We start from the raw sequence: 21,499 nt of genomic DNA, 5'->3' as shown, positions 1-21,499 counted from the left end.
CGATCCGATCAAGCTTTTGCAGGGTTCACCGCTCTCAATGGGGCACTGCCTGCGGGAGGCCATCTATGGAGACAGTTCTTCTAGTAAGCTTTGCCATCGTTAATGTCATCGTCACCGCCGCCTTTGCTGGCGTCGTCCTTGCCCAATATCTGCAACGTCATCGGCCCCATCAGCTCTACTGGTCCCTGGCGCTGGCGATGGCCTTCGTAGCCACGCTGGCCTACGTCCTCATGATTCCCGCGCAGCCGACGAGCGTACTGGGGATCATCCTCTTCCGTATCTACTACATTCTCGGCGCCGCCCTTACCTCAGCCTGGCTTGGCCTGGGCAGCATCGCCCTGGTCGGTGGACGGCGCGTGACCCTGGCCAGCCTGATCGCGCTGGCCCTCGTCAGCGTGCTGGCCATTATCTCGATCGCCACGGCGAGCGTTGACCAGCAAGCCCTCAGCCATGTGGTTGGCAGCTCTGGGCGCGGCGTTCTCCAGCTCGGGGTGGGCGTCGCTACCATTATCATCCTGAACACCGCTGGCGTCGTGGCTGTCGTCGGCGTGCTGCTTTACTCGCTCTGGAAGCTGCTACGGCGCCAGCCTTCGATCCGCGGCCTGCAGACCAGCAACATCTTTTGGGGCAACATCCTGATACTGGTCGGGGAGCTGTTCAACGCCGCCGCTGGCAGCTTCGCGCGCTTCATGGGGCTGGAAAGCACTTTCTGGCTCTTTATGGCCCTGGGCTGGATCATCTTCTTCTGCGGCGTCCTGCTCACCGGGCGCCGACCCCGTCAGCCAGCGCCGGCCAGCACTGCCCCACCTGAAGTCCCGGTCTCCAGTCAGCAGCCAGTCTCATCTTAGCGTAGCGCCTCGGCCAACTCGTCACCGATTTGTCTGCTCTTGATGAGCAACCAAAACACCGCGAGGGAGCAAGCGAGAGAGAGGCTCTCAACCTCTCGCCTGCTCCCTACCGTCTGCACTCACTCCACAGGATGGCTGCCGAGCCGGGGAGGAGCATTAGCCCGGCCCGGGAACCAGATGGGGCCGCAGCTCAGCCAGCTCAGCCTAGCTGCCGGCCTGCAGCTCGCCCAGGGTCACGGTGACAGTGAGCTGCTGGGTGCCGCGGTAGACCGTTACCTTGGCGGTCTGGCCAGGACTCTTGTTGACCAGGATATCGCTGAGCGTTTGGTTATCGGTGACTTTCTGGCCATCGATAGCGACGATGATATCGCCCGCCCGCAGGCCTGCGCGGGCCGCCGGCCCATTGGCCGTGACTGAGACGATCAAGGAGCCATAGTCAACGGGCAGATTATCCTGAGCGGCCAACTGGGGTGTGACTGAGGCCACCCGCACGCCCAGGGCCGCCCGCCCCGTATGCGTCACCTGCCCTGTTGCAATAATCTGCTGCACAATGAAACGCACCCGATTCGAGGGAATAGCAAACCCCACGCCGTTGGCCGGTGTGTTGAACTCGGGATCAATAGCCGCCACCGTTGGGATACCAATGACATTGCCCGAGAGATCGACCAGCGCTCCGCCGCTATTGCCCGGGTTGATCGGGGCATCGGTCTGAATAGCGTTGGCGATCACTGCTGTTCCCTGGCCCTCCTCAGAGACTGTGCGACCCAGCGCGCTGATGATGCCGTGGGTCACCGTCTGCGTCTCGCCGAGAGGGTTCCCGATAGCAAGCACTTCCTGCCCCACCTGCAACTTCGAAGAGTCGCCCAGGGTGGCAACGGTGATGTTGCTTGGCGGATTGATCTTGACTACCGCCAGATCGTCGGCGGGATCAGTGCCGGCCACCTGGGCTGTCAGGTGGGTGCCATCGGCCATCACGACCTCAATCTGCTGGGCGCTCTCCACCACATGGTAGTTGGTCACGATATAGCCGCGCTTGTCAATGATGACACCGGAGCCGATACCCGAGGCGCCCGAGGCCGTCGAGACGTTGATCTGCACCACAGCAGGCTGGACCTTGGCAATGGCGGCCTCTCGTGCCTGCTCGTCGGTCGTCACCACCTTGGTGGTCGTAGCGCTGTTACTGTTGCCCGTCTGCAACGTCGCCGAGGCAACACCGTTGGCATTGCCAAACTGCCAGCCGGCGGCGAAGAGCAGTCCACCGAAAACCACGGCCAGGACCAGGGTGATCAGCACGGCGCGGAACGAGGAACCGCGCCGAGGCGGCGACGCCGGTGGCACGAGCGGTCCGCCTCCTCCATAATACGGGCTGCCCGTTCCCGCTGCGCTCTCACTCGGATGATATTGAGCAGCCACTAGCTGCTGATTGTAGGGATCGGTCATCCCTGCTTCGTCTTCTGCGTGCGGATTATACATGAGCCTGCAACCTCCGTCGATACTCTCTCCCGACACTGCTTTCTATAATACTACTAAAGAGAAGGTCCCCGGCGAGACAGTGGGCAGGCACAACAGGGCACGAAGCTTGCTCGTTCCTCGCTTCGTGCGCACCAGGCCGTCTATCAGGCGGTCCCCGGCCACGCTGCCTCTGCTATGTACTCTAAAGAGGATGATATCGAACACAACCGGGTTCACACCTTTGTGTTTCTGCCTGTACTATAGCGGGAGATCGTCAGAGATTCCTCAGAGATGTGTAAAGGATTTGTAAGCCGGCAGCAGGATTAGAGCGCAAGCAGCGACGGAGACCCCTCTTGCCCGGACGCTCCTTCTCATGAGATAATGGCACCTACAGATAGCGAGGCTGCGCACTCTGCTTGCAGGACAGAGAAGAGGCAGCCTCCAAGGCAGAAAAGGAATGGCAGAGAAGCAAACACCCCAAGAGGGACAAAGGCATTCAACAGTCGAGGACCTCTGCTATGAGGCCAGAGAACAGCTCCAGCGCCGTAACTGGCAGGCCGCCGCTGCCAGCTATCAGCAACTGCTGGCGCTCAACCCAGAAGATGAGGAGGCCTTAGCCGGGCTGGCCCTCGCCCTCGATGGCAGCGGAGCCTATGAGCAGATGCTGGCCGTCAGCGAGCAGGCCCTGGAGCTACAGCCTCATTCCGCCCTGGCCCTGGCATGCAAGGCGCGTGCTCTGCAAAAGCTGGAGCGCCTCTCCGAGGCCACGATCGCCAATGATCAGGCCCTGCTGCTCAATCATCACCTGGCGCTTGCCTGGCTCAACCGCAGCGGCCTGCAAATCCTCCAGCAGCGCTTTCCCGAGGCCCTGCGCAGCGCCGAGCGCGCGCTGGAGCTTGATCCCAATGACGCCCGCGCCTGGGCCAACAAGGGCACGGCCCTGCTCAATCTCAATCGGCTCTCCGAGGCCCTCGAAGCCTTCAACCAGAGCCTGGCCCGCGACCCCGACTATCTCTTCGTTCTTCAGATGAAAGGCGAGCTGCTACGGCGCCTGGGCCGCCCCCAGGAAGTGCGCGAACTGATGCACCGCGCTCTGCAGCTCGCTCCGAATGATCCTCTCTCGTTGTCGTTGCTGGCTCAGGCCCTGCGCGCCCTCGGCGAGATGGAAGAGCTGTTCGCGGTCACCAGCCAGTTGACACACCTGACCCCCGGCAGTCTGCTGGCCTGGGAGATGCACATGCGGGCCTTGCGTAGCCTGGGACGTTTCGAGGAAGCCATTGAGGCCATCGAGCGTGTGCTGGAGCTTGATCCGCACAATGTGCGCTTCTGGACCATCAAGGCCGATAATCTTTATCGCCTGGGACGCTACCGCGAGGCGGCGCGCGTCGCCAGCTACGCCTTGCAGCTGGCCCCCGATTATCGCCCGGCCCAGCGCATTCATGAAAAAGCCGTCCGCCTGATGTACCAGCACAAGGAGCGTCGCCTGCGCTGAGGACGCGCGTCCTCCCGGCTCCGGCCACGCCAGGCCCGATCGGGCAGGCAGGTCGCGGCTGTTTCCGGCTCTCAGTGCAGGCCAGGCGCCCCCGCTGCTCAGGCCGCTCCTCCTCGACTACATCGCCAGCAGTCGCTGCAGCAGGGGGAGCAGCAAATCCTGGCGATGAGCGCGCAGCGGCGCTCGCAGACGCTCGGGTACCAGCACCCGAATGCGCCGCTGATGTAGCTCGTAGCGCGCCAGGTCATCTGGCTGCAGGCCCGTCGCCTCAACCCAGGTCGCCAGGGCCTCCATTCCCACCGGCGGATTGGCGAACCAGACCCAGACATCCATTTCCCAATTGACCGGGCGCGGGATATCGATCAGCACCTCATAGTCGGCGATGTCTGTCTCCAAAGCTCGCGCTAACTCTGCTGCCAGAGCCTGCTCAACGCGCCGCCGGCGCTGAGCATCCCAGTAGAGGGCGTCCAGACGCTGGAAGAGCTGGCCCGCCGGGCGGCTGATCTCCAGCGCATCTTTATAGGGTCGACGCAGTTCGAGAGCTTCCGTCAGTGCCCGCGAGGCTGGCGGCATCTGTGGCTCAGCCAGCAGAGTCAGCAGGGAGGCGTCGTCTAGCCCGGTCAACCGCTCGGCGCTCAGTGCCCCCGCCAGGAGCGCCTCCTGCACGGCCCGCATCAGCATGACCTGAAAGGCGCGATTGGTATGATGCCAATAGATATTGTCAAACATCTCCTGACGGGCGTGCAGCAACGAATGCAGTGGACTAATCCCCTTATGCGTCACCACGATGCGCCGCTGTCCCTGAACATTGGGATGGACACGCAGCGCCCCCTGCAGCCGCGCCACATCGACGCCTCCATAGGGCACGTTGCAGGCCCGCGCATCTCGTGGCAGATAGTCCAGCTTGTCGACATCCAGGGCCCCGCTCAGCAGACTGCGTAGCAGCTCGTCATCCTCGGGCAAGCGCCTGCCCGGTGGCGGATCAATAAAGTCCGCCACACGCTCGGGAGAGAGCTGGTACTCTTCTTCCAGGATCGCGGCGATCTCGCTATTCTCAATAATCGAGCGCCCGACGCGCTCATGGGCAATGATCGGATGACCCAGCTCCTCAATGACGTGCGAAAACGGATAGTGTCCGATATCGTGAAGCAGGGCCGCCACAATGAGCGTCTGCACACTCTTGAGGGAGACGCCGTAGAGACCACCGTTGCTGCCGCGCTGAAGCAGTGCCCGCACGGCGCGCACGGCCAGATGGTAGCAACCCAGGCTGTGCTCATAGCGTGTATGCGTCGCCCCCGGCCAGATGCGATAGACAAAGCCCAACTGCTTGACCTTCTGTAGACGCAAGAAGGGCGCGCTGCCAATCAGCTTGATTTCGCGCGGACCGAGAGGGATCAGATCATAGAGGCTATCGCGCACGGTGCTGACGGGTTCTTCGTCGGGTAGGAGCGGTAGGCCACGGCGATCGCGCCAGGGCTGCCACATGCCCGGCTGCGCCACCGCCGGCCCCTCCAGCGGCTTCGCCGCTTCCTCCGCCTCCGCCAGCGCTCCTTGACGCTCACGTGCGAGCGAATCTGTTGCTTGCTCCTTCGTGCTCATGCTTCGATTCTACCAGCTTCCTGGCCAGGAGAGCCAGCCTCACCTTACCCTGGCATAGTCTGCCTCGCTCCAGCTGGCTGGCTATGCGCCTGGCAGGATCGGTAAAGGACCAGCCAGCCCGGCCAGCAGCGAGGGCGCGGCGACTCCGCCAGACGGGCCAGTACTCTTGCCCTAGCAATGGCCCCCTGCGCTTGCATTCCCCCAGAGCGGCGCCTATAATAGGTCTGTCTTTCAGGGAAGCCAGACAGCGTGCTGTGCAAGCGACGGGCGCTTTATTCCCGTCGCTTTCTCATTTGTGTTGCGCTTTCCTGCCCACACCCATTTTTTCTATCTGTCTCTGGAATATGTGGAAAGAGGGAGAACAAGCATTGATGACCACGCCACCAGCTCAACCGACCTGCAAGCTGCTGGTGATCGATATCGACGGCACGCTGCTGACGCCCGGGGGCGAGATTACGGAGGGGACGCGCGCCGCCATTGCCGAGGCCCGGGCTGCCGGCGTCATTGTAACCCTGGCCACTGCCCGGCGCTATGGCAACACCGCCAGCATTGCGCACGAGCTGGCCTTAGCTGCGCCACTGATCCTCTACGACGGCGCCCTGATCGTTGAGCATCCCAGCGGGCGCGTCCTCTATAGCAACCCGCTACCGGACCAGGTCGCCCAACAGGGCATCGCGCTCCTCCTGGCTGAAGGTTTGCAGCCGGTGATCCAGCCACTCGGCGACCCTCTGCACGAGGAAGTATGGACCGGCCCCGTCGAGCTGGATTCCCCCTGGCAACAGATTTACTTTACGGTCCACGCCGCCGAGTTGCGCCGGCTGCCGCGTGAGCAGCTGCTGAAGCCAGACAAAGCAGTGCTGCGCCTGGTGGCCCTGGAGGCCCCGGAGCGGCTCCGCCTGCTGGCGCCAGCCGTGGCCGCACTTGACTGCTCCTGGCTTCTCCTGGAGCGCGGCAACTACCAGTGCGGCGAGCTGACCCTGTTGCGCGCCGGCTGCTCTAAGGCCACTGCGGTGGCCGCCCTGGCCGACTTGCTGCACATCCCGCTGACCGAGGTCATGGCCATCGGCGACAACGAGAACGATATCGGCATGCTCTCGCGGGTCGGCCTTGGGATAGCGATGGGTCAGGCCAGCGCCGCAGTCAAACAGGCCGCACGCGCAACAACCACCAGCAACAGCGAGGATGGTGTGGCCCGCGCCATCGAGCGCTACTTGCTCCGCGCGGCCCGCACCAGCGATTCGAATTCGCGCAGCCGCTCGACCTGCTTGTGATTCGGGGCCGCCTGCCAGCGCCGCTGCTGCACCAGCGCCAGGGCATCGCGCGCATGCATGCCACCATCGACGAGAACGGCGCAGGCCAGCAGGGCGCTGCGGCCTACCCCATGCTCACAATGGATGAGCACACGCCCGCCGCGCTGGATGCGCTCGTTGACCCAGCGGGCCCCCTCTAGCAGCTGCTCTAGCGAGAGCGGCTGCGTATCGGGCGTGGGCAAATGGAGCAGTTCAATGCCAGCCCTGGCAAGGGCCTGGCGATCATCGACATACTCAGCACGTGTATCGACGACATGGGTGACGCCCAGACGCGCCAGCGCCTTGATGTCCTGGGGATGGATACGCCCCCCGACTGCCAGCTGATCCGTGATCCAACTCAGGTTAAGCTGATCAGGGAGCGGAATATGCAGGGCACGCGCCAGCCGCTCGCTCGGCGAGTTCTCCGGGAAGAGACGAGCCGCAATGCGCGTCCAGCGACGATAGAGGACGCGGACAACCCCGGTCAAGGCCCAACGCCAGCGCGAGAACTGGAGATGTGGGGCCTCACCGGTCGCCGGGGTCGTGGTCACCGTCGGCGCCGGCGGATCAGCGTAGACAGGATTCCCCACGAGCGGCTGCTGCGGTCTATTGCCTTCTTTTAGCTGTTCGCTCGTCTGCTTGTGCTCCATGCTCTCTATAAAAAATGCCCCCTCATCTTCATTTTCGTCCGTATCGCCTCACCCCGTCTCCTCCCACCGCAGCCCTCCTGCACGACGCCCCGGTCACCAGCGGCAGTCAGAGCCTCCACGGTACCTGACCTGGACCTGGACCAATCAGGCCAGAGGCACCGCCTGGACTAGAGCGAGGCCACTAACGGTGGCAGGTCAGCGGCCTGTCTTCGCTCTTCGGCAGCGTCGCGCTGCATAACGCGCTCTAGCGCCACGATTGCACACTCTATCATGCTATCATCAGGCTCGCGCGTCGTCAAACCCTGAAGCGCCAGGCTAGGAGTTAACAGAAAGCGTACTGGTGCCAGATGGTACCAGGCCGCCCCCAGACGCAGCAGTTCGTAGGCGACCGCCGCGATGACAGGCACAAGCAGCACGCGCGAGAGAAGCCGCAACCAGAGGGAGGGAAAGCCAAGCAGGGCAAAGACTACGATTGAGACAACGACGACCAGGAGCAGGAAACCGGTGCCGCAGCGCGTGTGTACTCGTGACGCGCTGCGTACGTGGGGCACATCGAGCGGCTCTCCCTGCTCCATCGCATTGATGGCCTTATGCTCAGCCCCGTGGTAGCCGAAAACGCGCTGAATCTCAGCCAGGCGCCCGATCAGGAGCAAATAGCCGATGAGAAGCCCCAGGCGGATCAGCCCTTCCAGCAAGAGATTAAGCCAGCTGCTCCCAGGAGGCAGCGGTACCAGACCGGCAAGAAAGACCGGTAGCAAGAAGAAAAGCGCGATGGCGAAGCCGAGCGAGATCACCAGCGTACCGGCCAGAGTCACCCCCCCAGCTCGCGCTGGCTCTTGCTCCCCAGCAGCCTCGCCATTCCCCGCCGCCCCCTCCACTCCCAGCGCTATGTTGGTCGAGAGCGCCATCATGCGCGTCCCCAGCACCAGCGTCTCCCACAGGAGCAAGAGGCCTCGCAGAAACGGAAGACGAAACAGGGGATTGCGATAGAGCCGCGGCTGCAGCGGCTCCTCGTAGAGGTAGATACTGCCGTCAGGGCGGCGCACAGCCATCGCGACCGAAGTGCGTCCGCGCATCATGACGCCCTCCATGACGGCCTGTCCACCGTAGTAAAATTTGGAGAAACTCGCTTTGAAGCGCTTGGCCATCATCTTCCCTTCACTTTGGCAGTAGCAACCTGGGTCATAGCCTGCCGCTCTTCCCAGGGACCAGGCTGGCCTGGAGGCGGCAGGTAGCTGAGAATGAGGCGGGCGATGTCAAAGGCCGCCTGCGGACGGCTCAGGCGCCGCGCGCTCTCGATTCGCTGCTGCAGAAGCGTCGATCCCGGTTCCAGCAACTCTTGCAGGGCCCGCACCAGCTGGCGCGGCTCCCGCGCCAGGACTCCAACGCCGTTGCGCTCAACGAAAGTGACGTTGCCCTCCTCTTGACCAGGAACGTAGCCGCTGAGGATGATGGGCAGGTTACAGGACAGAGCCTCGCAAATGGTGCCCGGGCCAGCCTTGGTGACAATGACATCAGAAGCATGCATCAGTTCAGGCATATTGGTGACAAAGCCCATGATTTTGGCGGGCACCTGCCACTTTCTCTGCTCTTTCTGCAGCTGCGTATAGAGACGCCGATTGCGCCCTGTGACAACCAGCAGCTGCACCGGTAGCCGCGCCTGAGAGATGGCTTCAACCGCGGTGCGCAGGCCGCCGCTGCCCTCGCCTCCGCCGACCAGCAGCACGACCGGACGTTCCGGCTCCAGTCCAAGCTGCGCCCGCAGCTCTTCACGGCTGGCCACGGGCAGGGTAAAGCGCGGGTGAATTGGCATGCCCAGGAGATGGACGCGCTCCGGGTCCAGCCCACGCGCCAGGTAGAGCTGCCTGGTCTCTTCAGTGGGGACGACGTAGGCTGTGGCACCTTCAGTAAACCAGGAATGATGAGCAGAGATGAGATCGGTGACAACGACAAGGAAGGGCACCGGGCGCGCCAGATGCCGCAGCGCGGCCACAGTGACATAGTTGAGCAAAGGATGAACTGAGACAATGACGTCAGGTCGCAGCTCGCTGAGGCGCCGCTCCAGTCCCTTGAGCATGAGAGGGCTGAGAAAGTGCTGCACTTCGTTGATGCGCCCGGGATGGTTGGAAAGATGGAAGATCAGCCCATAGAGGCCAGGCGTGTAACGACTGGCCGGGCCATACAGCCTGGCAAACTGGCGCAGGGGGAAAGCTCCACATTCCTCAAAGGCTTCAACTATCTCAAGCTTGAGCCGTGGACCAGCCTCTCCTGCGCCTGACGCGGCCCCGGCATCAGCTCCATTGCCCTGGCCTGGCCGGGCATCCGCCGTTGCTTTCGCCTCGCTTCGCTCTACTCGCCCGCTGTCTCCATTGCTCGCTGCGCGCTCCTGCAGCAGCTGAATGGCGCTGCTGATGGCCAGGGCCGCACTACGATGGCCTCCTCCCGTATCGGAGATCAGAAACACAATACAGCGTTGACTCACTGGGGCACGCTCCCCCTTCCGTTCACTGCCCGGCTCCCTGGCAGGAACCGGTAGGCCGAGTATAGCATAGCCCGGAGCAGAGAAGCAAGCAGCACTCGCTCCCGCCGCTTCTGCACGATATAACACGTGTGCACGGATAGGGCAGCAGATAGCAAAGCCGATCGCCTACCCAGGAACCGCGCGGCCCTGCTCCGTTCAGCTCAGTCTAGCTGAGCCAAATGAGACCGGAGCGCGCAACGGTAGCAGGTAAGCGATCGGCCCGTTCCATCTGCCAACTGTCCTCACTTCATGGCTGCTTCTTCTTCCTGCAGGTTAAAGCGCTTGCGGAAGCGCTCCACACGGCCAGCCGTATCGAGGATGCGCTGCTGACCCGTGAAGAACGGATGGCACTTTGAGCAGATGTCGACCTTGAGCACCGGCTTGACACTCATGGTCTGGAAGGTATTGCCACAGGAACAGACGACTGTGGCCTCGACATAGGTTGGATGAATCCCCTTCTTCATGACACAGACTCCCTAGTCGTATTGACACGTAGGATTACTGGCGAGCACACTGGTATCGCGTACGCTTGTAGCGACACGATTGTAGCGAGAGGGATGGAGTACGTCAAGGCGCGGCGGCCCCGCTCGCTCGATCTGATGGGGCCTCTCCTGCGCTAGCGAGACCGCGGCCAGCCCTTGCCAGCCCGCCCCCGCAGATGGGGAGCTTTCCCTTTCTCTCTCCTTCCCCCGGACAGGATGGGTTACCCTGTCTTGCGCCGTGGGGATGGATGCCCGGGACTATTTTATCACAGTAACACAAATCTGGCGGGATTTATGCCCGATTCTCTCGCCAGCCTCCGTCACGGCTAGCCCGTTGCTGCCAGCCCGCACTGGCTCGCTCATGTGGTACACTGCACTTGGACAAGGTGATCTATTTTCCGCCCATGAGAGCGGTTAGAAGAGGAGGCACTTGCCCAATGATCGAACGCTACACCCTGCCGGAGATGGCCGCGATCTGGTCGGACCGGCATAAAACAGATACGTGGTTACGTGTGGAGCTGCTGGTTTGCGAGGGCTGGGCGCGTGAAGGTGTGATTCCTGCCGAGGCACTGGAGAAGATCCGCCAGGCCAGTTATAATGCCGAGCGCATGCGCGAGATCGAGCGCGAGACGCACCACGACGTGATCTCCTTTCTGCGCTCGATTCAGGAGCAGCTGGGACCAGAGGGGCGCTTTATCCATCTGGGCCTGACGTCTTCGGATATCCTGGATACGACGCTGGCCGTGCAGATCAAGGAGGGCGGCGCCTTGCTGCTGGTCAGCCTCGATCGCTTGCTGGCTACGGTCGAGCAGCAGGCTCTGACCCATAAGTATACGTTGATGGTCGGGCGCACGCACGGTATCCATGCCGAGCCGCTAACCTTTGGGTTGAAGCTGGCGCTATGGGTCGATGAGCTGCGCCGCGCCCGCCAGCGCCTGGAGGCCGCGCTGGCCGAGGCCGCAGTTGGCAAGATTTCTGGTGCAGTGGGCACGCATGCAACGGTTCCTCCGCAGATCGAGGAGTTCGTGTGCGCCGAGCTGGGCATCGGGGTAGCACCAGTCTCCAGCCAGATTGTGACACGCGACCGCCATGCTCAGTTGATGACGGCAATGGCACTGGTCGGCGCTTGCCTGGAACAGATGGCCCAGGAGATCCGTCATCTGCAGCGAACCGAGGTCGGCGAGGTCTTTGAGCCATTTGCCTCGGGTCAGCAGGGATCGTCGGCGATGCCGCATAAGCGCAATCCTGAGCTATGCGAGCGCCTCTGTGGCCTGGCCCGTGTCTTGCGCGGCTTCGCGGTGACAGCGCTGGAGAATGTGGCTCTCTGGCACGAGCGCGATATCAGTCATTCTTCGACGGAGCGTATCATTCTACCAGATGCTTTTACGCTGCTGCATTATATGCTTCATATTTTCACCCAGGTGATGGCCGGCCTGGAGGTGGATACGCGCCGCATGCAGGCCAATCTCCAGATGACCGGCGGCCTGATCTTCTCGCAGCGGGTGCTGCTGGCGCTGATCGATAAGGGGGTTGGACGCCAGGAGGCCTACAAGATGGTCCAGCGCAACGCTCAGCAGGTCTGGCGCCTGGCCAGTGACGGCCCGATCCACGGCCCGGCTCTCCTGGAGGCGCTGAGCAGCGACCCCGAGGTGACACGCTACCTCTCGCCCGAGGAGCTGCAACAGGTGATGCAGATCGATTACTATCTTCCCTATATTGACACGGCCTTCCAACGTCTGGGATTATCTTAGGCAGGGAGGCACCGGGCACTTTGCTGTGTCGCGCATCGCCATCGATTTCTGCCCGGTGAAGGATCTGGCGCGTGACTAGAACATTGCTTGCCTCAACGGTCGAGCAGCCACAGGCCATCTCTCGGCGCCACTGGCCTGTGCTGCTCGGCCTCGCCCTTGTGAGTGAGGGGCTGTATGTGCTCCTCTTGCTGGCGCTGCGTCCAATTGCGGGCCTGGGACTGGTCCCGACGCCGCTGCTGGCCCTGCAATCCTGGAACAACCTGGCCCTTCCCTCTTCGCGGGTCGACGCCATAAGCCTGCTGCTGACCCTCTTGCTGGCACTGACAGCCTGCTATGCTCTGGCCGGTTGGCGGGCCCTGGCCGGCGATCGCCCGGACAGCACAGGTTCGATGCTGGGCCTGGTGCTGGGACCTTCCTTACTCTTCGGTCTCACGCTGTTGTGCTTGCCGACGCTCTTTAGCGACACGGCCTTCGCCTCTTTATTCAGTGGGCGCCTGATCGCCCTCTACGGTCTTGCCCCCTGGCAAACGACCCCGCCCGCGCTCGTCTCCGATCCATACTGGTCCTGGCTCACACCGCTCACCCGGCATAGTCCCCTGGTCTATGCCCCCCTCTGGGAATGGCTCTGTGCCCTGCTCGCCCTCCTGCCTGGGACCTCTTCGCCAGCCCTGGGCCTGCTCTTGCTCAAGGGCTTGCTGCTGCTGGCTCACTTGCTCAATACCCTCTTGATCTGGTCTCTGCTGGGACGGCTGGGAGCCTCACCGCGAGCGCGCTTTACCGGCAGCCTGCTTTACGCCTGGAATCCGCTGGCTCTCCTGGCTCTGGCTGGCGATGGACACAGCGAGGGCTTGCTGTTGACACTGCTGCTGGTCACCCTTTGGGGGCTGCTGTCCAGAGAGCAGGAAGGGCGCTCTCGGGCCGTCGCTCTGCTCGCCGAGGGAGGGGCCCTGGTGACGCTCGGTCTGGCGGTCGCCCTTAGTCCGCTGGCTCTCCCTCTGTGGCCGCTGCTGGCTGGTTTCTCGCTGTGGCAGAGAGCTGCAGCAGGCTTCAGGTGGAGCAGGTTCTGGGCCTGGACCTGGCGCTTGCTGTTACCAGCCGTCGTGGCGCTGCTGCTGGCGCTGCCTTTGTGGCACGGGGCCGACAGCTATCGCGCAGTCATGGCTGCCTCGGGCTGGTTCTCCTTTGCTCGCTCGCCGCTGGCGCTGCTGGTTCCTCTTCTTCGCCGGCTTTATACGCCTCTAGCCGTGCTGCTGGACTCGCCGCGTCACCGTCAGCCAGCTCAACCTGCCGAGCTGACGGTCAAAGGTGGGGCCCTCTTCTGCTTCGCTCTGCTCTTCATCTGGCTTCTGGCCAGTGTGTCCGCTCGGCTCCGCTCAGGCCGCGATTGCCCGCCATCGACCGCCGCACAGGCTCTATCCTCGCTTATCACCGCATGTTTGTTAGCGCTCGGAGCCTGGTTGCTGCTACTCAGCTTCAATTTCTGGCCCTGGTATGCCCTGCCCCTCCTGGGACTGGCATCCCTGCGCCGCAGGGATGCTCTGAACGGGAGCGCGCTCCTCTTCTCGCTTACTGCGCTGCTCAGCCTCGCCTTGCTGGGGATCAGCAGTGCTCTCGGGCAGGCTCTGGAGGGATTACTCATCTTTCTGCCTCCTCTCGTCTATCTGACAGGAGCTTTTTTCTGGAGAGGAAGACGAGCTATTTTCAAGGAGGCGCAAAGCAGCACATGACAGACGAGATCAAACAGCGCAAGCTCGAACATATCACCGTGGCTTTGGAGGAGGGGATTGGTGTCAGCCAGCGGGCCGGTTGGGGTGATATTCACCTGGTTCACCAGGCGCTGCCCGAGATTGACCTGCAGGAGGTCGACACAACCGCTACGTTTCTGGGGCGACGTCTGGCCTGCCCGGTGGTCATTTCCGCTCTTACCGGCGGCCATCCCGAGGCCGTGACCATCAACCGCAACCTGGCGCGGGCGGCGGAGCGCTACGGGCTGGCACTCGGGGTAGGCAGCCAGCGGGCTGCGCTGGTCAATCCTGACCTGGTCCCAACCTACGCCGTTGTCCGCGAGGAGGCACCCCAGGCCTTTGTCATCGCTAACATCGGCGCGCCGCAGCTGATCGACCAGGAACGCCACCCCGCCTTTACGCTCTCTCAGGTTGAGCAGGCCATTGCCATGATCGAGGCCGATGCCCTGGCAGTTCATATGAACGCACTCCAGGAGGCGACTCAGGTCGAAGGCGACCGGCGCATGCGCGGCGTGGCCACGGCCCTGCGGCGATTGACCGCGGAGGTCGCGGTGCCAGTGATCGCTAAGGAGACAGGAGCCGGCGTTTGCCGTGAGCAGGCCCTGCTGCTGCGCTCCTGCGGGGTGGCCGCCATCGATGTCGGCGGGGCTGGCGGTAGCAGTATGTCGGCACTGGAGGCCGCGCGGGCCCGCACCCACGGAGAGACGCAAGCCCAACAGATCGGACAGCTCTACCGCGACTGGGGGATTCCGACGCCTATTGCTCTGGTGGAAGCCGGGATAGCCGGCCTGCCGTTGATCGCTACTGGCGGCGTGCGCAGCGGCTTGGATGTGGCACGTGCCATAGCGCTGGGTGCGACGCTGGTCGGGATGGGTTTCCCGTTTCTGAAGGCGGCCAGCGAGAGCTACGAGCGCGTCTGCGAGCTGCTGGAGCAGACGCTGACGGAGCTGAAAATCGCTATGCAGCTGAGTGGAGCAGCCAATCTGGCGTCCCTGCGCCAGGTGGATGTGATCGTCACTGGCGAGACGCGCGCCTGGCTCAGCTTGCGTGGCTTTGAGGAGGAGCTGCGGGCTTTGGCCAATCGCCGCGCCAGGGCTGCCACCTACAGTCTTCCAGCGGTGGAGACAGCGTCGGAAGAGCGTCAGCGACCCTCGCCGGTCGATGGCCACAGCTGAGCGAGCCACTTTTGCGCACATCGAGACGGGATCCATCTGCCTGCGCTCTCCCCCACCTCACTGACTCACTGGCCGCGGCCCTCGCTCAGCCCAGCCGCTCTTCGAGCATCTGCCAGTCCTGGATGGTGTTAACGTTGAGGAACGAGCACAGCTCGGGGTCGAGGGGCCGCAGCTCTTCCTCGCTAAGCCAGCGCACAGGGGCGACAGTGAGCAGGCTGCGGGGATTGCGCTGGCCCCGAGCCAGCAGGGCGGCGATGGTGCTCACCAGGGAGCGAGGATAGCGGGCCAGCAAGACCTGCGGACGCTGTCCAACCAGGGGAATAGCCAGCCGCTCGTCATGAGCAGGCAGGCCGAGCAACCAGGCCAGCAACTGAGGATGAAGCAGTGGCTGGTCGACGGCCAGCGCCACAGCCTGCGGAGCCTGGATAGCAAGCAAGCCGCTATAGAGGCCCATCAAGGGACCTTGATCAGGGACAAGATCGACAACCAGACGCGCCGCCGCTGGGAGCTGGTCAGCATAGGACGCGGCACTGCTTTGATCACGTACCACGACAAGCACTTCCGGCGTTTGCGCCAGAGCCAGACGGGCCAGGCGCCCGAGAAACGTCTGGCCTTTCTCCGCAGCCGCTGGCAGCGGAAGCAGGGCTTTGTCATATCCCATGCGCTGACTGCGCCCGCCGGCCAGAATCAGGCAGGCCGAGGCTGGATGGACGGGCGCAGAGACCCGTTGAGGCGCGGCAGGACGCAGCTTTTTCATCATCAGCAGGTGGGCATAGGTCATGGCGGGTTGCTCCAGATCGGCCCGGACTCAACAGCTTTCCAGCAAAAAAGCCTCCCCTCAAGCCCACGCCCAGTCGTGGCGAGAGCACGAGGGCAGGCCCGATGCGGTGGCTTTCTATTACGCTGGCGAGCAAACTAACTTGCAAGCGAGCGAGCAAGCGAAGAAAAAAGGCGCTGGCGTTGGCCATCGCCTGGCGCAGCACCCCTCAGCGAGAGGCCGCACGCGCCTTGGCCTTGCGGCGGCTGCTCTTCGGAATGTACTGCTGGCGTTGTCGATAGGCCACAAAACTCGCCTGCTCCTGGGGGAACTTGCGCACCAGATAGACCACCCACCAGATCGCCCAGCCTACCAGCCACAGCAGCCAGAGATAGCGCCAGACACGCCAGGCAAAGAAGTACTGATCCAGGTAAGCGCGGGCAAAGATCAGTGGATAGCCAACCAGGCAGATGGCCGCAAACCAGCTCAAATAGCGGTCCAGCATATACTTGATCACGGCCTGGTTCTTAAAGAAGCGCTTGCGCCCCTCGACTGCGTAGTAGAAGCAAATCAGCAGCCCAGCGGTACAGAAAATGAGCCAGGGCACATAGAAATGGAAGGCTTCGGGGCCTCCCAGGCCAGCGTTCTGTCCCGCCGTCCAGGGATCAGTGAAGAGCCAGCTAATCAGATTGAAATTCATCGTGCTCCCTTCTGCTCCGAGCGAAGAATAAGTTCGCTGCGCTGCGTAGATATCAGGAGATATCGGGGGATATGATACCATGCTCAGACAAAGGAGTCTAGAGGTTGTCGCCGGCATTCTCCTGCCCTCTGGTCGGCTGGCTCCTTCTACAGCCCAGGCTGGCAGACAGAGAGCGCGAGAGCGCCCAGGGCGACCAGCAGCGATCTCCTCTGATATAATGGAGAGCAAGCGGTCTCAGCCCGCGCTTCTACCTACGCTAGCCTATCCTAACAACGGCAAGGAGTCCCCTTATGTCCCCGACGCGACGCATTGTGATCATGGCCGAGGGCCATTTCGAGTGGCACTATGGCAAGACAGCCACGGGCATCATCCGCTACAGCCAGGACCCGGTGGTGGCGGTGATTGACAGCACACACGCCGGAGAAGATGCCGCTCAGGCCCTGGGTGGAGACCTCGGGCGCGGCATTCCTGTGGTGCAAGACATTCGCGAAGCCTTGCGCTACCAGCCCACCACGCTCATCATCGGCGTAGCCCCAATCGGGGGTGATCTGCCGCGGGCCTGGCGCGCCCAGTTGCTCACCGCCATCGAGGCTGGCCTGGAGATCATCAGCGGCCTCCATTATTTCATCGCCGACGACCCCGAGCTGCGAGCCGCCGCCGGGCGGCGCGGCGTGACCATCTGGGATGTGCGCCGCCCGCCTGATAAGAAAGTTGTGGCTGCTTACAAGCCGCATCGCCCCGGCAGCCACACGGTGCTCACCGTTGGCTCCGACTGCGCCACTGGCAAGATGACTGTCGCTATTGAACTCGATCGCGCCGCCCGCGCCCGCGGGCTAAACAGCGCCTTCTTTGCCACCGGACAAACCGGGATCATGATCGCCGGACGCGGCCTGCCTGTCGACCGCATCATCAGCGATTTTATCGCTGGCATGGTCGAGGAAATGACGCTGGAACTGGCGGCCCAACACGATTGGGTCTTTGTGGAGGGCCAGGGATCGATCAACCACCCCGGCTACTCGCCGGTGACGCTGGGCCTGCTGCACGGCTCGCTCCCCGATGCAATGATCTTTTGTCACCAGGCCGGGGCCACCACGATCGAGGGTTATCCACATTGCCCGCTACCGCCGCTGCCGCGCCTGATTCAAATGAACGAAGAGGTAGTCAACTGGCTGCACCGTCAGCATAACAGCAAAGTGGTGGGTATCTCCCTGATTACGCGCGGCCTCTCCTTGCAGCAGGCTGAGGAGGCCATTCGCCGTACCGAAGATGAAACGGGCCTGCCAACTACCGATGTGCTGCGCTTCGGCCCGGAGAAGCTGCTCACAGCCCTGCTGCAGTACTTCGGTGCCGCAACCAGCTAAGCACGGAGCGGCACTGCCTGCCGTCTCCCTGATGCCAGCTGGCGCCGGGCAGGCCGCTGACTCAGGCGCTCAGGCTGACGATCGTCACGCCATCTCCGCCTTCGCGCGCCGGCGCCGGCTGATAGGACTTGACGAGCGGGTGCTTGGCCAGGTGCTCACGCACCGCTGAGCGCAGGGCGCCAGTCCCTTTGCCGTGGACAATACGCACCGCCACCAGGCCAGCCAGGGCAGCATCGTTGAGGTAGCTTTCCAGCTGCTCCAGTGCCTCCTCGACGCGCCAGCCACGGATGTCAAGCTGCATGGAGACCTCGGGACGATCCTCGGCGCGCGGCAGTACGATTGCCGGAGCCTGACGACGGCTCTGATGCTCAGTCGCCTGCCGTCCGCCGAGACGCCGCAGGTTCTCCAGCGGCACGCGGAAGCGCAAGGCTCCCATCTGCACTTCAGCCTCGCCTCGCTCGGGCGCCAGGCTCACCAGCTCGGCATTCTGACCGAAATTGAGCACCCGCACCAGATCGCCAACCTGCAACGGCTCCTCGCTTAGCTCCTCCCGCTCCTCTCGCGGCTGGCTCTGAGCTGGCTCGGGAAGCAGCTCCAGCTTCTCGTCCAGCTGACGCACCTGGCGCCGCGCCTGATCGAGACGCTCGCGCGTCAAATTGACGCGGTGCACATCCAGCTTGATACGCGCTAGCTGAGCCTGCACCTCCTCGACCTCACGTCGTGCGCGCGCCCGCGCCTCATTGAGGATGCGCACGCGCTCGCGCTCCAGGCGATGGCGCTCCTCTTCAAGCTGACGGCGCTGATGCTCGGCCTCAGCGCGCTCCATACTCAGACGGAAGCGCTCATCAGCCACGGCCTTGCGCTCGTGCTGCAGGCCCTCTAGCAGCGTCTCCATGCGCACGCCGGCGCTGCCCAGGAATTCCCGCGCTCGCTCGATGATCTCCTCATCGAGGCCCAGGCGACTGGCAATGGCCAGGGCATTGCTGCGGCCCGGCAGACCAATACTGAGATGGTAGGTCGGCGACAGTGTCTCGACGTCAAATTCGACCGAGGCGTTCACAGCCCCGGGCTGTTCGTGGGCGAAGGCTTTCAGCTCGGTGTAGTGCGTCGTGGCTACCGTGGTAATGCGTCGCTCCAAAAGGAAACTGAGGATGGCCCGGGCCAGGGCCGAGCCTTCACTGGGATCGGTGCCGGCCCCCACCTCGTCGAGCAGGACCAGAATGGGCGGCACCTGCTCGCTACCTCTGACGCTGCTGGCAACCAGCTCTTGCGCGCCTTTGCCGCCGATAGCAGGCCGGCTGCGCTCGTGCCAGTCCTCGATCTGGCGGACGATTTCGATGATCCGGCTCAGGTGCGAGGAGAAGGTGCTCAGGTTCTGCTCGATGCTCTGCTCGTCGCCAATGTCGGCAAAGACCTCCTCAAAAACGGCAATTTCGGAGCCGTCTTCGGCAGGGATATGCAGCCCGGCCTGAGCCATCAGCGTCAGCAGACCCACCGTTTTGAGGGCAACGGTCTTGCCGCCGGTATTCGGCCCGGTGATGACGACCATGAAGAAGTCGCGCCCGATGTGGAAGTCGATCGGGACAACACGCCCGCTGAGCAAGGGGTGACGGGCCCCACGTAGCTCGATGCGCCCCTCGTTGTTGAGGCGCGGCTCGCTACAGCGCAGCAGGCGACTGTAGCGGGCTTTGGCCAGGTGCAGGTCGAATTCGGCCAGGCGCTCGACCATCTCCGTCAAAGCCTCAGCCTCACGCCCAATCTCGTGAGAGAGCGTGCGCAAGATACGCTCGATCTCCTGCCGCTCTTCGATCTGCAACTGGCGCAGATGGTTGTTCATTTCGACGATGACCAGCGGCTCGACGAAGAGCGTGGCGCCACTGCTCGATTGGTCATGAACAATGCCCCGCACGAGGCTACGGTTTTCGACTTTGACCGGGACGACGTAGCGCTCGTTGCGAATGGTAACGATCGGCTCCTGGAGAGCGGGCGCCAGTTCGTTGACGATGGTGCGCAGCCGCTCCTGCAGGCGCTGGGTGGCGCTGCGAATGTCGAAGCGCAGGCGCCTCAGCAGAGGGCTGGCACTATCGAGGATCTCGCCGTCTTCGTTGACGGTTTCTTCGATGCGCCGGACGAGGTGAGGCCGCTCAGGAATGGCCTCCCCCAGGCTGCGCAGGAGCGGGAACTCGTCGGGATCAAGCTTCTCCAGAAGGCGCGCCACCTGGGCCGCGCTGCGCAGGGTGTTGAGCACCTCCACCAGCTCAGTGGGCGTCAGCACCCCCTCGCGGGCAGCGCGCGCAATCAGTGCCCGGATGTCACGCGCCGGCCCCACACTGGCATTGGCCTGGACGTCGAGCAGACGCACCGCTTCGCTGGTGTAGGCCTGCCGTTCCCGCACCTCTTCGAGACTGGTCGCTGGCTGCAGGGCCAGCACCAGCTCTTTGCTGGCAGAGAAACTGGCCTCCCGGGCTACTCGCTCCAGGATTTTGGGATATTCAAGCGTCTGAATACTTTTTTCGTGCATAGATGCCTGCGGTTACCAGTCAATACTCGCTGGTAATGAGTTCTCTCGATGTCGGCTCCCAGTGCACTGCTTCCCTGTTCTCCCCACCTCTGTACTGGCAGGTCAGGGTAATCAGTATTGAACCGGGGCGTCAAAAAAATAAGATGGCTTTAGCATACCATACCATACAAACACGAGGGAACGGCGAAACTATGCCCGGTACCGCAGTACCCGGCTGCCCGGCGGATTCCTCCAACGATCTTGAGCGTCTCCAGCCCAAGCCTGGAGCAGCTCACGCTCCAGCCTCTACTATAGCTCCAAGAGCGGCGGCGATAACGACTGAGCCTGGCACCTGGGCTTTATCGCCCTCCCACCCGGAGTCAGGATGCAGGGAGGGAGGGAGGGAGGTGCCTGCCCCCCTCCCGTTTGCACTGGAAAGAGGTGACCTTCTGACGTTTATAACCCTTAGAGGCTTAGCGTTTCGTCTCTCTAGCTACAGCCGGGAGAATGTAGAGAGAAGAGAGAGCGTTGCGCCATTACCGGTAGTGACAGTGCTCTGACGACAGAGCACACCGCGGAGAGGAGTATCTGTTATGATTCTTCATCTGGGCGAGGCGGTTTATTGGGGGAGCGTCGAGGTGATTTTTCTAGCCGGGACGATTACTGCTCTGGACGAGGAGCGTCAGATCGTGACGGTGCGGATTGAACGAGCAACGCCTAACGCGGCCCATCTGATCGGTCAGGAGGCCGAATTTTTTGCCGATGGCCTGGAGCCGTTGACGGCCCTGGGCGAGCTTCCCCCAGGTCTGACCGACCATCCAGTGGCCGAGCGGCAGCCATTGCCAGTCATGGATGAGGCGGAGAAGCTGCGCCGCGCCGCTGCTGCCGCCGTGCACCAGCTCTACGGCTATCACCGCCTGCCCGAAGAACAGGAGCAGGCGCTCATCGCCGAGGTGCGGGTCATGCTGGAAGCCGACCCGGCCCTGCGCGCGCGGACGCTGGCGACGATGGACGAGATTCTACGCCTGGACTTTTTGGGCAGCCGATCGACTTCTCCCCACTCTGACCAGAAGGGGGGAGAGGCCTCCTCCTAGCCCTCGTCGGTACAAACTCAATATGATATGCTCTATGCGAGAGGAGTGATGGCCAGCAGAGGAGGCGACTCGATGCGCCGTCA

The 21,499-nt window shown here is 63.0% G+C and carries 17 protein-coding genes; 8 read left to right on the top strand and 9 right to left on the bottom strand.

The window, feature by feature from the left end:
* The first annotated feature begins 65 nt into the window (after positions 1-65).
* Positions 66-848, top strand: coding sequence for a hypothetical protein (locus A4R35_RS20960; RefSeq protein ID WP_112432879.1), 783 nt, complete (start codon positions 66-68; stop codon positions 846-848).
* A 204-nt stretch (positions 849-1,052) separates the two neighbouring features.
* Here A4R35_RS20960 and A4R35_RS20955 read toward each other — a convergent pair whose 3' ends face one another.
* Positions 1,053-2,321: a S1C family serine protease gene (locus A4R35_RS20955; RefSeq protein WP_112432877.1), complete on the bottom strand. Its 1,269-nt coding sequence runs from the start codon at positions 2,319-2,321 to the stop codon at positions 1,053-1,055.
* A gap of 436 nt (positions 2,322-2,757) precedes the next feature.
* On the opposite strand from A4R35_RS20955, the gene A4R35_RS20950 reads away from it, so the two are divergent.
* Complete coding sequence (locus tag A4R35_RS20950) at positions 2,758-3,792, top strand: tetratricopeptide repeat protein (RefSeq protein WP_112432875.1); 1,035 nt, start codon at positions 2,758-2,760, stop codon at positions 3,790-3,792.
* Positions 3,793-3,909: 117 nt separating this feature from the next.
* Here A4R35_RS20950 and A4R35_RS20945 read toward each other — a convergent pair whose 3' ends face one another.
* Positions 3,910-5,391, bottom strand: coding sequence for an HD domain-containing protein (locus tag A4R35_RS20945; RefSeq protein WP_112432873.1), 1,482 nt, complete (start codon positions 5,389-5,391; stop codon positions 3,910-3,912).
* A gap of 371 nt (positions 5,392-5,762) precedes the next feature.
* Between A4R35_RS20945 and A4R35_RS20940 the strand changes: the two genes are divergently transcribed.
* Positions 5,763-6,662 (top strand): Cof-type HAD-IIB family hydrolase, encoded by a 900-nt coding sequence (locus A4R35_RS20940; RefSeq protein WP_189362133.1) that lies wholly within the window; start codon positions 5,763-5,765, stop codon positions 6,660-6,662.
* Here the strand turns inward: A4R35_RS20940 and A4R35_RS20935 are convergent.
* The 4 genes from A4R35_RS20935 to rpmE form a co-directional block, all read right to left on the bottom strand.
* Entirely contained in the window at positions 6,599-7,330 is a 732-nt protein-coding gene (locus A4R35_RS20935; RefSeq protein WP_112432869.1) for a protein-tyrosine phosphatase family protein, read from the bottom strand. The two genes, A4R35_RS20940 and A4R35_RS20935, sit on opposite strands and share 64 nt — an antisense overlap.
* A gap of 167 nt (positions 7,331-7,497) precedes the next feature.
* Positions 7,498-8,481 (bottom strand): DUF1385 domain-containing protein, encoded by a 984-nt coding sequence (locus A4R35_RS20930; RefSeq protein ID WP_223258433.1) that lies wholly within the window; start codon positions 8,479-8,481, stop codon positions 7,498-7,500.
* On the bottom strand, positions 8,478-9,812 hold the full coding sequence (locus A4R35_RS20925; protein ID WP_112432865.1) for an MGDG synthase family glycosyltransferase: 1,335 nt from the start codon (positions 9,810-9,812) through the stop codon (positions 8,478-8,480). Before A4R35_RS20925 ends, A4R35_RS20930 begins: the two co-directional genes overlap by 4 nt.
* A 281-nt stretch (positions 9,813-10,093) precedes the next feature.
* The gene (gene rpmE, locus A4R35_RS20920; RefSeq protein ID WP_052889984.1) at positions 10,094-10,315 is read right to left on the bottom strand and encodes a 50S ribosomal protein L31; all 222 of its coding nucleotides are present in this window, start codon (positions 10,313-10,315) and stop codon (positions 10,094-10,096) included.
* A 455-nt stretch (positions 10,316-10,770) separates the two neighbouring features.
* On the opposite strand from rpmE, the gene purB reads away from it, so the two are divergent.
* The 3 genes from purB to fni all read left to right on the top strand — a co-directional run bounded on the left by purB (position 10,771) and on the right by fni (position 15,004).
* Positions 10,771-12,084 (top strand): adenylosuccinate lyase, encoded by a 1,314-nt coding sequence (gene purB, locus A4R35_RS20915; RefSeq protein ID WP_112432863.1) that lies wholly within the window; start codon positions 10,771-10,773, stop codon positions 12,082-12,084.
* A 71-nt stretch (positions 12,085-12,155) separates the two neighbouring features.
* A complete protein-coding gene (locus A4R35_RS20910) occupies positions 12,156-13,811 on the top strand; it encodes a hypothetical protein (protein ID WP_146747294.1) in 1,656 nt (551 codons plus the stop codon).
* Entirely contained in the window at positions 13,808-15,004 is a 1,197-nt protein-coding gene (fni, locus tag A4R35_RS20905) for a type 2 isopentenyl-diphosphate Delta-isomerase (protein WP_112432859.1), read from the top strand. The genes A4R35_RS20910 and fni overlap by 4 nt, the downstream gene beginning before the upstream one ends.
* 85 nt (positions 15,005-15,089) lie before the next feature.
* On the opposite strand, the gene A4R35_RS20900 is transcribed toward fni, so the two are convergent.
* Together A4R35_RS20900 and A4R35_RS20895 are read right to left on the bottom strand one after the other, a co-directional pair.
* The gene (locus A4R35_RS20900; protein ID WP_112432857.1) at positions 15,090-15,785 is read right to left on the bottom strand and encodes a molybdenum cofactor guanylyltransferase; all 696 of its coding nucleotides are present in this window, start codon (positions 15,783-15,785) and stop codon (positions 15,090-15,092) included.
* Positions 15,786-15,990: 205 nt separating this feature from the next.
* Positions 15,991-16,461, bottom strand: coding sequence for a hypothetical protein (locus A4R35_RS20895; protein ID WP_112432855.1), 471 nt, complete (start codon positions 16,459-16,461; stop codon positions 15,991-15,993).
* A gap of 290 nt (positions 16,462-16,751) precedes the next feature.
* On the opposite strand from A4R35_RS20895, the gene A4R35_RS20890 reads away from it, so the two are divergent.
* A complete protein-coding gene (locus A4R35_RS20890; protein ID WP_112432853.1) occupies positions 16,752-17,822 on the top strand; it encodes a DUF1611 domain-containing protein in 1,071 nt (356 codons plus the stop codon).
* A gap of 61 nt (positions 17,823-17,883) precedes the next feature.
* Here A4R35_RS20890 and A4R35_RS20885 read toward each other — a convergent pair whose 3' ends face one another.
* Positions 17,884-20,343, bottom strand: a complete 2,460-nt coding sequence (locus A4R35_RS20885; protein ID WP_112432851.1) for an endonuclease MutS2 — start codon at positions 20,341-20,343, stop codon at positions 17,884-17,886.
* Positions 20,344-20,915: 572 nt separating this feature from the next.
* Between A4R35_RS20885 and A4R35_RS20880 the strand changes: the two genes are divergently transcribed.
* A complete protein-coding gene (locus A4R35_RS20880) occupies positions 20,916-21,416 on the top strand; it encodes a hypothetical protein (RefSeq protein ID WP_112432849.1) in 501 nt (166 codons plus the stop codon).
* Positions 21,417-21,499: the final 83 nt, after the last annotated feature.

Origin of the sequence: Thermogemmatispora tikiterensis (assembly GCF_003268475.1) — a bacterium.
Lineage (GTDB): Bacteria > Chloroflexota > Ktedonobacteria > Ktedonobacterales > Ktedonobacteraceae > Thermogemmatispora > Thermogemmatispora tikiterensis.
The sequence above is the reverse complement of the archived record's forward strand: the minus strand, read 5'-3'. Positions and strand labels throughout refer to the sequence as shown.

Coding starts and splice junctions, on each gene's coding strand:
- A4R35_RS20940 (WP_189362133.1), top strand. CDS start 5,763: ATGACCACGCCACCAGCTCAACCGACCTGCAAGCTGCTGGTGATCGAT.
- fni (WP_112432859.1), top strand. CDS start 13,808: ATGACAGACGAGATCAAACAGCGCAAGCTCGAACATATCACCGTGGCT.
- A4R35_RS20885 (WP_112432851.1), bottom strand. CDS start 20,343: ATGCACGAAAAAAGTATTCAGACGCTTGAATATCCCAAAATCCTGGAG.
- rpmE (WP_052889984.1), bottom strand. CDS start 10,315: ATGAAGAAGGGGATTCATCCAACCTATGTCGAGGCCACAGTCGTCTGT.
- A4R35_RS20935 (WP_112432869.1), bottom strand. CDS start 7,330: ATGGAGCACAAGCAGACGAGCGAACAGCTAAAAGAAGGCAATAGACCG.
- A4R35_RS20890 (WP_112432853.1), top strand. CDS start 16,752: ATGTCCCCGACGCGACGCATTGTGATCATGGCCGAGGGCCATTTCGAG.
- A4R35_RS20900 (WP_112432857.1), bottom strand. CDS start 15,785: ATGACCTATGCCCACCTGCTGATGATGAAAAAGCTGCGTCCTGCCGCG.
- A4R35_RS20880 (WP_112432849.1), top strand. CDS start 20,916: ATGATTCTTCATCTGGGCGAGGCGGTTTATTGGGGGAGCGTCGAGGTG.
- A4R35_RS20895 (WP_112432855.1), bottom strand. CDS start 16,461: ATGAATTTCAATCTGATTAGCTGGCTCTTCACTGATCCCTGGACGGCG.
- A4R35_RS20930 (WP_223258433.1), bottom strand. CDS start 8,481: ATGATGGCCAAGCGCTTCAAAGCGAGTTTCTCCAAATTTTACTACGGT.
- A4R35_RS20945 (WP_112432873.1), bottom strand. CDS start 5,391: ATGAGCACGAAGGAGCAAGCAACAGATTCGCTCGCACGTGAGCGTCAA.
- A4R35_RS20955 (WP_112432877.1), bottom strand. CDS start 2,321: ATGTATAATCCGCACGCAGAAGACGAAGCAGGGATGACCGATCCCTAC.
- A4R35_RS20960 (WP_112432879.1), top strand. CDS start 66: ATGGAGACAGTTCTTCTAGTAAGCTTTGCCATCGTTAATGTCATCGTC.
- purB (WP_112432863.1), top strand. CDS start 10,771: ATGATCGAACGCTACACCCTGCCGGAGATGGCCGCGATCTGGTCGGAC.
- A4R35_RS20950 (WP_112432875.1), top strand. CDS start 2,758: ATGGCAGAGAAGCAAACACCCCAAGAGGGACAAAGGCATTCAACAGTC.